Source organism: Metabacillus rhizosphaerae (genome assembly GCF_037201795.1).
GTDB classification, from domain to species: domain Bacteria; phylum Bacillota; class Bacilli; order Bacillales; family Bacillaceae; genus Metabacillus; species Metabacillus rhizosphaerae.
Window position 1 is genome coordinate 322882 of sequence record NZ_CP147403.1, and the last position, 15425, is coordinate 338306.

Consider the following 15425-nt stretch of genomic DNA (forward strand, 5'->3'; position numbering starts at 1 on the left):
CATTAAAGGAACGTCTTTACCTACAATCTTTACACTTTTTGAACTTCTAAATATTGAATATGGTGTCCATCAATATCACTAACTTTGAATATAAAACCTTCCTTTTCGACTTCCGTTCCAGCTTTAGCATCGATATTTTCAGTCAAGAACCAACCGCCAATTGTGTCAATTTCTTTATCCGATAAGTTTGTTCCTAGTAGATTGTTTACATCTCCAATTAAAACTTTTCCATCTAAAATAAAATGATTTTCCTTCAATTTACGAATTTCAGGTATTTCATCTTCATCGAATTCATCTCTAATCTCTCCAACAATTTCCTCTAAAATATCTTCAACAGTAACTAAGCCAGAAGTACCGCCATATTCATCAATTAAAATAGCAATGTGAGTACGTTCTTTTTGCATTTTAACTAATAAATCGTGAATGGCTATCGTCTCAATAACACTGATAACTGGATTTATATAGGCTGATAGCTTTAACTCTTTTACACGATCTTGATTCATAACCTTGTCAGTTAACAATTCCTTCATATTCACAAAACCAAGTATGTTATCTTTATCTCCATCATCTACTGGGTATCTTGTATAGTTTTCTTCTCTTACAATATCCAATATTTCATCAAGAGAATCATCAATCGATATACTCACCATTTCAGTACGAGGAACCATTATTTCTTTCGCAATTCTCTCATCAAATTCAAAAATATTGTTTACATACTTTAACTCTGTCTGATTAATTTCTCCACTCTTGTAGCTTTCTGATAATAAGATACGAAGCTCTTCCTCTGAATGAGCTAAATCATGCTCTGAGGCAGGCTTTAATCCAAAGATCCCAACAAGCAAACGAGCCGAACCATTAAGCAACCAAATAAAAGGATACATAATTCTGTAAAACCAAATAATTGGAACAGATAAATACAAGGTTAGAGCCTCAGCCTTTTGAATAGCAACCGTTTTAGGAGCTAGCTCACCAACTACTACATGCAAAAATGTTACGATCGCAAAGGCTATTCCAAATGATAAAATGCTTGCAATTGATTCATTCAAATGAAAGTATTCAAAAATAGGATGTAACAGCTCTTCAAACGTAGGTTCTCCTAACCAACCAATTCCTAAAGCAGTTACAGTGATCCCTAATTGACAGGCTGATAAATACTCATCTAAATGAGATACTACCCTTTTAGCAGAAACTGCACCTTTTTTCCCTTCAGCAATTAGTTGATCAATTCTAGACGTACGTACTTTCACAATAGCAAATTCTGTCGCTACGAAAAATGCAGTGAAAGCTATTAATAAAGCTAGTAAAAATAAGTTTATTGTGGCCAATGAGTAGTCTTACAAAAGTAAGACCTACACCTCCTATTATTGTTAAATAAGTTTTAATTGATTAATAGTAGCAATGTTTGTATTAACGAAAGGCTTTCATGAGATATTTGCTTTTTCATCTCTTCTTGACTTTTTGGATCATTCCTATCGAGATGGGCAAGAATTTCAGATACATCATTCTCTAGCCCTCTAATTCTCAATCTTAATTCGTGAACATCTATTTCCTCCGCATCTTTCTCTAACATTTCTTTTTTTATTTTGTCTAAAGACATTCCCTCAGCTTTGCACTTTTCAATATAGTGTAGACGCTCTATAGCGGATTGATCATAGTACCGATAATTTGAAGCAGAACGTTCTGCCTTCAGCAATCCTATTGTAGTATAATAGTCAATTGTTCTTTTCGTCACGTTAGTAATTCCAGCTAATTCACCGATTCTTAGATTCTCTGCCCCATGTTATCACCCCAAAACCAAAACGTTATAGTTTATATTAACAGTTTAATAGAAATCGAACAATCTTTCAACTATTTACCCCTTTATGTATAAATCCTAAACGCAAATTAAAAGCAGTGGATTGAGTTCCACTGCTTTTTTTCAAATTCTATAAACTATTAACGTTTTTGAATTTCTTCCATCAACAACTTATTAACCAATGGTGGATTGGCTTGTCCTTTTGTCGCTTTCATAATTTGACCAACTAAGAAACCAATAGCCTTTTGCTTTCCATTTTTAAAATCGTCAACAGATTGTGGATTTGCATCTAAAGCGTCTGTTACAAATTTACGGAGAGTTTCATCATCAGAAATTTGAACTAGACCTTTTTCTTTTACGATTTTTTCTGCGTCTCCGCCATTTTCAATAAGCTCCTTGAAAACTTGCTTTGCAATTTTAGAAGAAATGGTTCCATTTTCGATGAGTTTGATCATACCAGCTAAACCTTCAGCTGTAAGAGCCACATCTTTAAGCTCTTTCCCTTCAGCATTTAAGTATGCTGATACTTCACCCATGATCCAGTTAGAGGCCTGTTTCGCTTCTGCTCCAGCCTCTAGAGTTTGTTCGAAGAAGTCGGATATTTCTTTTGTCATCGTCAATACTTGTGCATCATATGCAGGTAAACCGAGCTCATCAATATAACGTTTTCGACGATCGTCTGGAAGCTCTGGAATAGAAGCGCGAATACGTTCCTTCCACTCTTCATCGATGTAAAGCTCCACAAGATCTGGTTCTGGGAAATAACGATAATCATCAGAACCTTCTTTTACACGCATTAAGATCGTCTTTTTTGAGGCCTCATCATAACGACGTGTCTCTTGCTCAATCACACCACCTGAGCGAAGAACCTTTTCTTGACGTTTTTCTTCATATTCTAAACCCTTTTGTACGAATGCAAATGAGTTTAAGTTTTTCAGCTCTGTTTTCGTACCAAATTCTTCTTGCCCTACTGGACGAAGTGAAATATTAGCATCACAGCGAAGTGAGCCTTCTTCCATTTTACAGTCAGAAACCTCTGTATATTGAATAATAGCTTTTAGTTTTTCTAAATAAGCATATGCTTCTTCAGGTGTACGAATATCTGGTTCAGATACGATTTCAATAAGTGGTGTACCTTGACGGTTAAGGTCAACTAATGAGTAGCCATCACCAGAGTGGATTAGCTTACCAGCATCCTCTTCCATATGAATACGTGTAATCCCGATTCTTTTCGTTTCACCGTTTACTTCAATATCAATCCATCCGTTTTCACCAATCGGCTTATCAAATTGAGAAATTTGGTATGCCTTTGGATTATCCGGATAAAAGTAATTTTTACGATCAAACTTTGTTTCAGTGGCAACTTCACAATTTAGTGCCATACATGCTTTCATAGCGAAGTCGACAACCTTCTTATTCAATACTGGTAAAACACCAGGATAACCTAATTCGACAACAGTTGTATTAGTATTAGGTTCTGCTCCGAAATGGTTTGGTGCACTTGAAAAGATTTTAGATTCTGTTTTTAACTCAACATGGACTTCTAGTCCGATAACCGTTTCATAATTCATTGTTTCTCACCCCTTACAGTTCAGGTTTTGCTTTATGATGATCTGTTGCTTGCTCAAAAGCATGTGCAACTCGGTAAATTGTACTCTCGTCGAAATGCTTACCAATAATTTGTAACCCAAGTGGTAAACCATTGGATAAACCACACGGAACTGAAATACCAGGTACACCTGCTAGGTTAACTGGGATCGTTAAAATGTCATTCGCATACATTGTTAACGGATCTTTTACATTTTCACCAATTTTAAATGCTGGTGTCGGTGTTGTTGGTCCAATAATAACATCGTATTTTTCAAAAACATCTTCAAAATCTTTTTTAATTAATGTTCGAACCTTTTGAGCCTTTTTGTAATATGCGTCATAGTAACCAGAGCTTAATGCGAATGTGCCAAGCATAATCCGGCGTTTTACTTCATCACCAAAGCCTTCTGCACGACTTTGCTTGTACAACTCAATTAAGCTTTCTGCATTATCAGAACGGTGACCGTAGCGCACACCATCAAAACGAGAAAGATTTGCAGATGCTTCTGATGAAGATAATAAATAGTAAGTAGCAAGAGCATATTTAGAGTGTGGTAATGATACCTCTTCCCATGTTGCTCCTTGTCCTTCTAACACTTTAAGTGCATCTAGAACAGATTGCTTTACTTCTTCCTTAACACCTTCACCAAGATACTCTTTTGGCACGGCAATTTTCAATCCTTTTACATCACCAGTTAATGATGAAAGAAAATCTGGCACTTCAACATTTGCCGATGTAGAGTCCATTTCATCAACACCAGAAATTGCTTGTAAAAGGAATGCATTATCTTCAACATTTCGTGTGATTGGTCCAATTTGATCTAAAGAAGATGCAAATGCTACCAATCCAAAGCGTGAAACACGACCATATGTAGGCTTTAACCCAACAACTCCACAAAAAGCTGCTGGCTGACGAATCGACCCACCTGTATCAGAGCCTAATGAAAAAGGAACTTCTCCTGCTGCAACCGCTGCAGCTGATCCACCGCTTGAACCACCTGGTACTGTTTCAAGATTCCAAGGATTTCTCGTTGGTTTGTAGCCTGAGTTTTCTGTAGAAGAACCCATCGCAAACTCATCCATATTTAATTTACCAATTGTAACAGCTTCAGCATTTTGAAGATTTTTAACAACGGTTGCATCATAAATAGGATCAAAGTTTTCTAGAATTTTACTTGCACATGTAGTCCGCAAACCCTTTGTAACAATATTATCTTTTATTCCAATTGGCATACCAACTAATAAGCCAAACTCGTCACGACTACCTAATGCTTCATCTAATTCCTTCGCATATGTACGTGCGTTTTCCTCATTTAAAGTTAAAAACGCGCCAACTTTGTCGTCTACCTCTTGAATACGATTATAAGATTCATCAACTAGTTCAGAAACTTTGATTTCTTTTTTATGTAAAAGTTCTTTTAATTCTGATATTTTATGATCAAAAAGCGCCATGTTTATCCCTCCTTTATTCTAGAATTGATGGTACACGAATATACCCATCAGCATGATCTGGAGCATTTTTAACAACTTCTTCGTTGTCTAATCCTTTTTTCGGTATATCCTCACGCATAATATTTTTCATATCTAATACATGTGACGTTGGTTTAACATTTTCAGTATCTACTTCATTTAGTTGCTCAGCAAACGTGATGATTGCATCTAACTGACTAGCAAAAAGCTCCGCATCCTCTTCATTAATTGATAAGCGTGCTAAATTAGCTACGTGTTTAACTTGATCAGTTGAAATTCTTGACATATCCTTTCACCTCCACAAAATCGTTCATTCACAATACTCTGATGATACCAAACTAAGGACTATTTAATCAACAATTCCTAAGAAAAGCATATAACCTAGCCAACTTAAAGATAATGTCGTCCTCCAAATACCAATTTACTTTATAACTTTTACTTTAGATACAAAAAAACATCCTTCTTCTAAATAAATAGAAGAAGGATGTTTTAATTCTATATTAGGATTTTTTCAATTCTTCTTTAAACGTATCAAACTCATTTTGGACTTCTTCTGAAGGCGCCTTTCCTATTAAACTTACAATCATAATTGCAATCCATGCAAATATGAATCCTGGTGCTAGCTCATACAGATCAAAAATTCCACCTGTAAGATTTGACCAAATAATTACTGTTAGAGTACCAATAATCATTCCTGCCAATGCACCATTTCTCGTCATACGCTTCCAGAATAAGCTCAAGATTATAACAGGACCAAATGCAGCACCAAAGCCAGCCCAAGCATAACTTACTAACTCTAGAACTTTACTATCTCGATCATAACCTAGGAAGATCGCGATAATGGCGATAACAAGACATGCAATTCTACCAACTACCATTTCTTCCTTTTGACTAGCTTCTCTTCTAAATAGTTGCTTATAAAAATCCTGTGCTAATGCACTTGAGGCAACGATTAATTGGGAATCAACTGTACTCATAATTGCTGCAAGAATCGCTGCAAGTAAGAATCCTGATACCCATGGATTAAATAAAACTTGCGAAATCATGATAAAAACTGTTTCAGAATTTTCGAGAGGCACATCAGCAAAGTATGCAATCCCTGTAAACCCAATAAAAATCGCTCCAAATAGTGAAATAATCATCCATGTCATCCCGATTAAGCGTGCTTTTGGGATTTCCTTTGTTGACCTAATCCCCATAAAGCGAACAATAATATGTGGCTGTCCGAAATACCCAAGGCCCCAAGCAAGTAGTGAAGCGACACCAATAAATGTTGCTCCATTATTGACATTTAGATAAGATGGATCAATATTTCCGATTTTCTGTAATGTTTCTCCCCAACCACCTAGTTCATATACTACAACGATTGGTATAACAATTAGAGCTAAAAGCATTAAAATACCTTGAACAAAGTCGGTCCAACTTGCAGCTAAGAAGCCTCCAAATAGTGTATATGACAGAATAACTGCGCATCCGACCCATAAAGCTAACCTATAATCCATTCCAAATGAACTTTCTAAAAGAATGGCACCACCTACAAGACTTGAAGAAGTATAGAATGTAAAGAATACAAGAATAACAACTGCTGATACTACCCTTAGTAGCTTTGATTTATCATGAAAACGATTTTCAAAATAGTCTGGTACCGTAATTGAATCATTGGCCACTTCAGTATATACTCTGAACGGTTTAGCTACAAATTGCCAATTCAAGTAAGCACCAACTGATAACCCGATCGCAATCCACATACCTCCCATTCCACTAACATACATTGCACCTGGTAACCCCAACATAAGCCATCCGCTCATATCAGATGCTCCTGCACTTAAAGCTGCAACCCCAGCACTTAGACGTCTTCCACCAAGTACATAATCATTTAAATTACTTGTCATTTTGGTTGCAACTATACCTATAGCGCCCATTCCAATTAGATAGATGATTATTGCCGTTAACTGTGCTATATTAATATCCATTTTTCATTACTCACTCCTCTTCTCTGTAAAATACGTAATAATTGATAGTAATATTAACAATGGCATAGGTATTAACAGCCAACACCAAGTTGCTAAAGTTAACTCCACGTTATCACCTCCTAAAATTGCTATCAACAAATCCTTATGCAAGCTTATGCAATTTCATGATGATTAACCATAATAGTTTAGTAGGTTGACGATGCCCACAAGACGTTTACAATCGTAACACAATATGACAGACCTCACAAATTGACTCGTTCATAAATTATCCCTAAATGTATATTTATTCATAAAAACGTATCGATCAGGCACTATATCCTATTATTCATTATATCTATTCATATAAATTCATAAAATTAAGTTTGCATTATACTAGAAAATTAGCTTGTTTTTTTGCAGAAGTTTGTCTTTTAAAAGAAAACTTCCAAAGTAATTTCACTATAAAACATTTTTTATTTTCTTTATTTATTTTTCTCGTAAACTTAATTGGAGATGATTTGAATTTCTAGAAGATTCTTCTGAAACATGATAAGATGTACAAAATGAATCATTGTCAGGAGTGGACTTTGTGAAGAAATTTTTGTTCGGCTTTGGAGGCTTTTTAATCCTTCTAGGTGCAGCCGGAATTATAAATCATATTTCAATGGCCATAAAGGCGGTACAAGAAGAACAGGAAATGTATGGGGGATCCATTCCCTTCATGATTCTTCAAATGACTGGTTCAACCATTGGACCTTACATATCATGCATAATTGGCGGAGGAATGATTATCGCCATTACACTCTTCCTTAATGAGTATCAAAAGCGTAGCGAGCTAACATCCCAATTAATTCAAGCACTCACTGAACGGTCGATTCAAAGTGAGAAAAAAACAGATAATCACAATTCAACTCGCGAGGATTACAAAGATACAAACACTAAGGTCATCAGTACTACAAAAACCGATGTTGAACTCTCTGTAGATCAGGATGATGAACGGTATTTTTGGAAGGGTTAATAAGAAAAGCGCAAGCGCCTTGTTCAGACCCGACAAGCATAAGACGCAAATGAATAGAAGACGTTCTTTGTCTTCAATTCATTTGTGGCTTAGACCCAAGAGGGTCTAGGCGCTGGAGCTAGACCACCAAAACTAAGTACAAAATTTTATACTTTCTTACCTTTAATAAAAGGAATAAAGGGACTGACTCAAAATTTAGTCAGTCCCTTTACTGTTTATAGCATTTCAGACGTTGTTTTTGCCTGCATATGCAGCAGTAGATAATCAGGCCCCCCTGCTTTTGAATCAGTCCCAGACATATTAAAACCACCAAATGGTTGATAACCTACAATAGCTCCTGTACAGCCACGGTTAAAATAGAGATTTCCTACATGAAAGTCTTCTCGAGCCTTTTCTATATGTGAACGATTATTTGTTAAAACAGCACCTGTGAGTCCATATTCTGTATTGTTGGCGATATCAATTGCATGATCAAAATCTCTCGCCTTACAAAAGGCAACGACTGGGCCAAAAATTTCTTCTTTCATAATTCTGGCATTTTCACTAACATCTGCAAAAATGGTCGGCTCGATGAAGAAGCCTTGTGAGTTATCACCATTCCCTCCAGCGACTAATCTCCCTTCCACTTTACCGATTTCAATATAGTTTAGTATTTTTTCATAGGCAGCCTGATCAATGACAGGTCCCATATAAATCGTTGAATCCTTTGTATTACCAACTGTTAGATTCTTTGTGATTTCCACAACACGAGTTAACACTCGATCATATACGTCTTCAAGAATAACAGCGCGAGAGCATGCAGAACATTTTTGACCTGAAAATCCAAAAGCAGATGCGACAATTGATTGTGCTGCTAATTCTAAATCAGCAGATGAATCAACAACAATCGTGTCTTTTCCACCCATCTCTGCTATAACACGCTTTAACCAAATTTGCCCTTCATGAACCTTTGCAGCCCTCTCATATATCCTTACACCAACCTCCCGCGAGCCAGTAAAACTAATAAACCTGGTTCGAGGGTGTTCCACTAAATAATCTCCTACCTCGGCTCCGCTTCCCGGTACATAATTAACGACACCTGGCGGTAATCCTGCTTCCTCTAATACTTCAATAAATTTTGCTGCAACAACCGGTGTTGTACTAGCTGGCTTTAATAAAACTGTATTCCCAGAAACGAATGCAGCTGAAGTCATCCCAGCCATAATCGCAAATGCGAAATTCCATGGAGAAATAACGATACCTACTCCAAGCGGTATGTAGTTAAAACGGTTATATTCAATTTGTCGACTCTCAACAGGAATCCCATCCTTTAAGCTCAACATTTGTCGACCGTAATATTCCATAAAGTCAATTGCCTCAGCAGTATCAGCGTCTGCCTCATTCCAAGGCTTCCCTGCTTCTTTTACAAGAAGTGCCGAAAACTCATGTTTACGTCTCCGAACAATAGCAGCGGCCCGAAACAAAATATCTGCTCTCATTTCCGGCTTAGACTTTCGCCAAGATTTGAACGTTTCATCTGCAATCTGCATCGCTTTTTCCGCATGCTCCCTAGTTGCCTTAGATACGGAACCAATAATTTCTTCCTTATTTGCAGGGTTTATAGAGATGATTTTATCCTTTGTTGCCACACGCTCTCCACCGATAACCAAGTCATAATCGTGATTTAAATAGGAGTGAACAACTTTAAGACCTGCTTCAAACGCATGTTTATTCTCTTCTACTAAAAAGTCTGTAAATGGTTCGTGCTTATAAGGTACTACCATTTTCGAACGCCTCCTTTAAATTTTAAGATAGAGCGTTAAGATCATGACATTTCCTTCATTCAAACTCACACATAAAACTGATCTTGTGTTTGAGCTCTTATGCTTCATTCGTATGCATACCTATTGATAGAAATGAGTATCTTTTCTTTCTAGTTACTTTAGCGTTCGGTGTTGACTTTAAAAAATTAGCACTGAGGTAAATGTCAAAGCGCTTTTCCAAAGTAAAAGCATATTATTATTTTCTTATAAACATAAAAATGCAAGCTAAGATTTTGTCCTTAGCTTGCATCCTCACCTTACATTTACTTATAAATATGAACAGTTGGCTCTTCTTGGTTTGGCTCTTTCAGTATTAGCGCTTCCTGTCCTGTAGTAGACATAACATTAACTTCAAGTGTTACATAGTCAGGGAAATATTCCATAACCTTACCTGTTACAAACTGTGTAAAGGCGATCACTTCCGCTTTTCCGTAAAATTGCATCGGAATTTCTATATCTAAATAATTTAATTCTCCGTTTTTATAAAAGGCTTTTCCAATTACACCTGTGTAATTAGGGAAAAATTCCTCAACATCAGATTTAAAACGATTGAACATTTGTGCATCATCTCGATAATCACTTGTCGCTTCATCTGATGGAAAGAAATAATAATCCTCATCAATTCCTTCCCACTTACCAAGACTATTACTTCCCGCCTTCACAACCGTTTTCGTTACGAAATTACCAGGAACAATCGAAGATTTTTTTTCTTGTTCATATATCGCAATAACAATCGGAACATTTCCCAATCCTTTTGTGTTTCTTACACGATTAATCACTTGTTGAGCATATTCTTTCCCTTTTGCTAAAAGCTCACTTGTACTTATTCGCTTCTCACGAGCATACCCGTCTTCCTGTTGAAAATAATGAACAGAGTTCATCGCTAGACCAATGACAACTCCACCTAATTCAACTGTATCATCCTCTCGGATTAAATAGTTATGTTCAAGAATGTGGGATAAGTAGATCGGATTTTCCGAATGTAATTCCTCAAGATTTCCCTCCTCAGGCAATGCTGGATTTAGCCCGATCTCAGTATATTCTTTCTTTGCCTCTTTCGCTTTTTCTTGTTCATTTTTTAATTCTTCACCGGTTAGCTTTCGATTTAGCCAACCTTGAATGACTTCTCCAGTTAAATATTGACCTTCTTGATATAAATATTTATCAGGAGAAAATGTGTCTTGGGCAACCCTCATTAAACCTGTTTCAAATTCATCAATATCTAAGCGGGTATTTAATTGTTCTGAAACAAGTCCTCTTGCTTCCCCTGGTTTAAATGGCAAAATCATCTTGTAATACGAATCTGAAATATTGTATTTTGGGATAATTGCCTGTTCCTTTGACTCGTCCTCTATTTCCTGCACGATTTCTTCTTGCTCTCCAAAGTTTGGTGCACAAGCTGTTAATACAAAAAAGCTTGTTAACACCATAATTAGTTTCTTTTTCAAGTGATTCCACACCTCTTATTTATTTAGTTCATCAAAGAGCCGAGCTTCGTCCCATATTTCTATATTTAATTCTTGGGCTTTCTTTAGCTTGCTTCCTGCTGATTCACCAGCTACCACAAGATCTGTACTTTTACTTACGCTACCGGTTACTTTACCACCAAGTGCTTCAATACCTTCTTTTGCTTCATTTCTTGATAGCTGTTCAAGCTTCCCTGTTAATACAACAGTCTTTCCAGCTAGGTATGAATCACTGTCTTCAATCCTAATCAGCTTTGGTCCCTTGTATGTCGTATTTACACCTAGAGATTTAAGCTCATTTACTAAATACTGCACATCTGGGTTATCAAAATAAGTGACAACTGCATCAGCCATTTTGTCTCCTATTTCATTTATCGCAATAAGCTCATCCTTTGAAGCTTGCTGAAGAATTTCAATTGTTTCAAATTCTTGAGCTAATGTTTTTGCGGCTTTAGCACCAACATGGCGAATCCCTAAACCAAACAATAGTCTTTCAAGTGAGTTTTCTTTTGATTGTACAATTGCATTTAATAAATTATCGGTAGATTTTTCTCCCATTCTCTCAAGCTCGAGAAGCTGATCTCTCGTTAATCTGTATAAATCTGCAACATCCTTAATTAATCCTTCTTGAAACAATTGTGCTACAACTCTTTCACCAAGACCATCAATGTTCATTGCATTCCTTGATACAAAATGAATAAGACCTTCTTTAATTTGAGCCGGACATTGTGGATTAATACAACGAAGGGCAACCTCACCTTCAATACGAACTAGCTCACTTTCACAAGCAGGGCAATGTGTAGGCATCGAAAAGGTTTGTTCTTCACCAGTGCGCAGATCTATTAGCACATTGACAACCTCAGGTATGATATCACCTGCTTTTTTGACAACAACCGTATCACCAATTTTAATATCCTTTTCTCTAATTAAATCTTCATTATGAAGTGAGGCACGTTGAACAGTTGTACCCGCAACCCGAACTGGCTCTAATAAAGCTGTTGGAGTAATGACACCAGTCCGACCTACACTTAATTCAATATCCACTAGCTTTGTCATAACTTCTTCTGCTGGAAATTTGTAAGCAATGGCCCAACGTGGACTCTTAGCAGTAAACCCAAGCTCTTCCTGTTGAGCGAGAGAATCCACCTTAATAACGATACCATCAATATCGTAAGATAAATTTGCTCTTTTTTCTTGAAGATCTTCTATGATGGTGAGGACTTCTTCAATCGTTTCACATTTTCTTCGTTCTTGATTTGTTTTAAATCCTACTTCTTCTAGTAGATCTAGTGCTTCACTATGTTTTTCAACACCTGTTCCACCTAAATCTGCAATACTGTATACGAAGATATCTAAATTACGCTTTGCAGCTATTTTAGGGTCTAGCTGTCTAATGGAACCAGCTGCAGCATTACGTGGGTTTGCGAATGGCTCTTCTTCAAGTTGTAATCGTAATTCATTCAACTTCTCAAAGGACTTTTTCGGCATAAATGCCTCACCACGTACTTCAAAGGACAATTCCTTCTTCAATCTAAGTGGAATGGAGCGTATCGTTTTGAGGTTTTCCGTAATATCCTCACCTGTTGTACCGTCTCCTCGCGTAGCACCTTGTACAAACAGTCCATTTTCATATCTTAGAGAAACCGCTAAACCATCAATTTTCAATTCAACAACATATTGAACATCGTCACCTACAGACTGTTTTACTCGACGGTCAAAATCACGTAAATCAGCCTCATTAAAAGCGTTACCTAAGCTTAGCATTGGTGTTTTGTGAACAACCTTTTGAAAAGCAGCTAACACAGTACCCCCGACTCTTTGTGTCGGGGAATCTGAGGTTTTCAATTCAGGAAATGCTTCTTCAAGCTTTAATAGTTCCTGCATAAGGCGGTCATATTCAGAATCAGGCACGCTTGGTTTATCTAAAACATTGTATTCATAATTATAAGTGTTAATTAGCTCATGGAGCTCGCGAGCTAGTTTATTTGCTGATTGTTTATCCATTCAGATGTCCAATCCTTTCTACCGAACTATCTTCTCTTTAAATACGATTAATTGGTGCAAATTTTGCAAGCAGACGCTTTATTCCAACAGGACTTGGGAACGCAATATCTAATTCCTTTCCTTCCCCTGTACCTTTTACACTTACGACAGTACCAATTCCCCACTTTTTATGTTCAGCTTTATCTCCAACAGCCCAAGAAATTCCGTCCCCGCCAGTTGAAGCGGCAATAGGTTTTGAAACTGGTGGGCGCTTTTCAAGACGACGACCTGAATTAAAAGCAGAGGTAGGGGTAGAAGGAGAAGTAGATTTCTTTACTTCATTTAGATTCTCAATCAACTCACTTGGGATTTCAGAAATAAATCGTGACTCAGGATTCATACTTGTCCGCCCAAACAACGTACGCATTTGTGCATTTGTAATGAACAGGTCTTTTTCAGCCCGAGTAATCCCTACGTAAGCAAGACGACGTTCTTCCTCCATCTCATCCTCTTCCATTAATGAACGGCTATGAGGGAAAACCCCTTCCTCAAGTCCAATTAAGAACACAACAGGAAACTCTAATCCCTTTGCTGAGTGAAGGGTCATTAACACAAGTGCATCACTTTGTTCCTGCTCATCTTCTTCAAGTTTATCAATGTCAGATACAAGTGCTAAATCTGTTAAAAAGGCCACAAGACTTTTATCTTCGTTTTGCTTTTCAAATGTTTGAGTGACCGATAAAAACTCATCGATATTCTCTAAACGACTTTGTGCTTCAATTGTTTTTTCTAGTTTAAGCATTTCTCGATAACCAGATTTCTCAATGATCTCTTCGGCGAGCTCCGTAACAGATAAATAATCCTGCATATTACCAAGGTTTCGAATCAATTCACGGAATTCAACTAAAGCGTTTATAACTCTTGCACTAACACCTATTTGTTCAATTTCATCTAATGCTTGAAATAAAGATAAATCATTGTCTATTGCATAATTAGCTATTTTATCAACAGATGTCGAACCAACACCACGTTTTGGTACATTGATGATACGAGCTAAGCTAATATCATCATCTGGGTTTGCAATTAATCGTAAGTAAGCGAGTAAGTCCTTAATCTCTTTACGATCATAGAACTTAATGCCTCCGACGATTGTGTAATTTAGATTTGATTTAAGTAATACTTCCTCAATAATCCTTGATTGTGCATTTGTTCTATAAAGAATTGCAATTTCTGAAAGCTTTCTTTGTCCTGAATCTACCAGCTGTTTGATTCTCCCTGCAACAAATTGCCCTTCTGCTGCTTCACTATCTGCACGATAGTACGTAATCTTTGCCCCTTGTTGATTTTCAGTCCAAAGCTTCTTCGGCTTACGATTTGAATTCCTTTTAATAACCTCATTTGCAGCCTCTAAAATTAACTTCGTTGAACGGTAGTTTTGTTCTAGCAAAATTACATTCGCTTGAGGATAATCCTTTTCAAAGGAAAGGATATTCGCAATATCTGCACCACGCCAGCGATAAATTGATTGATCTGAATCACCTACAACACAAAGGTTTTTAAACCGTGAGGCCAAAAGCTTTACTAACATATATTGAGCTCTGTTCGTATCCTGGTACTCATCAACATGAATATATTGAAATTTACGTTGATAAGATTCAAGCACTTCAGGTACACGTTGAAACAATTGAATGGTTGTCATAATCAAATCATCAAAATCAAGAGATTGATTTTTGCGTAGTTTCTTCTGGTATTCCCTGTATACATCACTAACCATTTGTTCATAGTGACTGTTAGCTGTTTTATCATATTCCTCTGGTGTTATCAGTTCATTTTTCGCACTGCTGATTGAACCTAATAAGCTTCTTGGCTCATATTTTTTAGGATCAAGGTTCTTTTCTTTAAGCACCGTTTTAATAACCGACAATTGATCTGTCGTATCAAGAATAGAAAAGTTACGATTAATTCCCATTCTGTCACTATCTCTACGCAAAATTCGAACGCACATAGAGTGAAAGGTTGAAATCCAAATTTCATCAGCACCAGGTCCTAAAATCCGTTGAATTCTCTCTTTCATTTCACGTGCTGCTTTATTTGTAAATGTAATCGCCAAAATATTCCACGGAGCAATTTGTTTTTCAGTCATTAAATATGCAATCCGATGGGTTAACACACGGGTTTTACCACTACCCGCACCCGCCATGATTAATAACGGACCATCCGTTGTTTTTACTGCCTCTTGTTGCATGTCATTCAAACCTGAAAGTAATTGATTTGATAAGAATTGCAACTTCTTCACCACCTTAACAAACATATGTTCTATTTTATCAAAAGATTGAGGTTGAGTTCAAA

11 protein-coding genes are annotated in these 15425 nt (G+C 36.8%); 1 reads left to right on the top strand and 10 read right to left on the bottom strand.

The annotated features are described in order from the left end of the window. Positions 1-29 precede the first annotated feature (29 nt). From WCV66_RS01635 to putP, 6 genes are all read right to left on the bottom strand, one after another. Entirely contained in the window at positions 30-1325 is a 1296-nt protein-coding gene (locus WCV66_RS01635) for a hemolysin family protein (RefSeq protein WP_338787756.1), read from the bottom strand. A gap of 53 nt (positions 1326-1378) precedes the next feature. Beyond that, entirely contained in the window at positions 1379-1732 is a 354-nt protein-coding gene (locus WCV66_RS01640) for a MerR family transcriptional regulator (protein WP_413789625.1), read from the bottom strand. Positions 1733-1935: 203 nt separating this feature from the next. Further along, positions 1936-3366, bottom strand: a complete 1431-nt coding sequence (gatB, locus tag WCV66_RS01645) for an Asp-tRNA(Asn)/Glu-tRNA(Gln) amidotransferase subunit GatB (protein ID WP_338787757.1) — start codon at positions 3364-3366, stop codon at positions 1936-1938. Positions 3367-3379: 13 nt separating this feature from the next. After that, a complete protein-coding gene (gene gatA / locus WCV66_RS01650) occupies positions 3380-4837 on the bottom strand; it encodes an Asp-tRNA(Asn)/Glu-tRNA(Gln) amidotransferase subunit GatA (RefSeq protein WP_338787758.1) in 1458 nt (485 codons plus the stop codon). A 13-nt stretch (positions 4838-4850) separates the two neighbouring features. After that, the gene (gene gatC / locus WCV66_RS01655; protein WP_066333703.1) at positions 4851-5141 is read right to left on the bottom strand and encodes an Asp-tRNA(Asn)/Glu-tRNA(Gln) amidotransferase subunit GatC; all 291 of its coding nucleotides are present in this window, start codon (positions 5139-5141) and stop codon (positions 4851-4853) included. Positions 5142-5355: 214 nt separating this feature from the next. Beyond that, positions 5356-6828, bottom strand: coding sequence for a sodium/proline symporter PutP (putP, locus tag WCV66_RS01660; protein ID WP_338787759.1), 1473 nt, complete (start codon positions 6826-6828; stop codon positions 5356-5358). A 568-nt stretch (positions 6829-7396) separates the two neighbouring features. On the opposite strand from putP, the gene WCV66_RS01665 reads away from it, so the two are divergent. Next, the gene (locus tag WCV66_RS01665) at positions 7397-7825 is read left to right on the top strand and encodes a hypothetical protein (RefSeq protein ID WP_338787760.1); all 429 of its coding nucleotides are present in this window, start codon (positions 7397-7399) and stop codon (positions 7823-7825) included. A gap of 215 nt (positions 7826-8040) precedes the next feature. On the opposite strand, the gene pruA is transcribed toward WCV66_RS01665, so the two are convergent. From pruA to pcrA, 4 genes are all read right to left on the bottom strand, one after another. Continuing rightward, the gene (gene pruA, locus WCV66_RS01670; RefSeq protein ID WP_338787761.1) at positions 8041-9588 is read right to left on the bottom strand and encodes an L-glutamate gamma-semialdehyde dehydrogenase; all 1548 of its coding nucleotides are present in this window, start codon (positions 9586-9588) and stop codon (positions 8041-8043) included. Positions 9589-9890: 302 nt separating this feature from the next. Further along, on the bottom strand, positions 9891-11075 hold the full coding sequence (locus WCV66_RS01675; RefSeq protein WP_338787762.1) for a CamS family sex pheromone protein: 1185 nt from the start codon (positions 11073-11075) through the stop codon (positions 9891-9893). Between the two features lie 15 nt (positions 11076-11090). Continuing rightward, the gene (ligA, locus tag WCV66_RS01680; protein WP_338787763.1) at positions 11091-13097 is read right to left on the bottom strand and encodes an NAD-dependent DNA ligase LigA; all 2007 of its coding nucleotides are present in this window, start codon (positions 13095-13097) and stop codon (positions 11091-11093) included. Between the two features lie 37 nt (positions 13098-13134). Further along, positions 13135-15363: a DNA helicase PcrA gene (gene pcrA, locus WCV66_RS01685; RefSeq protein ID WP_338787764.1), complete on the bottom strand. Its 2229-nt coding sequence runs from the start codon at positions 15361-15363 to the stop codon at positions 13135-13137. Positions 15364-15425 lie beyond the last annotated feature (62 nt).

Coding starts and splice junctions, on each gene's coding strand:
- pruA (WP_338787761.1), bottom strand. CDS start 9,588: ATGGTAGTACCTTATAAGCACGAACCATTTACAGACTTTTTAGTAGAA.
- gatB (WP_338787757.1), bottom strand. CDS start 3,366: ATGAATTATGAAACGGTTATCGGACTAGAAGTCCATGTTGAGTTAAAA.
- putP (WP_338787759.1), bottom strand. CDS start 6,828: ATGGATATTAATATAGCACAGTTAACGGCAATAATCATCTATCTAATT.
- gatC (WP_066333703.1), bottom strand. CDS start 5,141: ATGTCAAGAATTTCAACTGATCAAGTTAAACACGTAGCTAATTTAGCA.
- ligA (WP_338787763.1), bottom strand. CDS start 13,097: ATGGATAAACAATCAGCAAATAAACTAGCTCGCGAGCTCCATGAGCTA.
- gatA (WP_338787758.1), bottom strand. CDS start 4,837: ATGGCGCTTTTTGATCATAAAATATCAGAATTAAAAGAACTTTTACAT.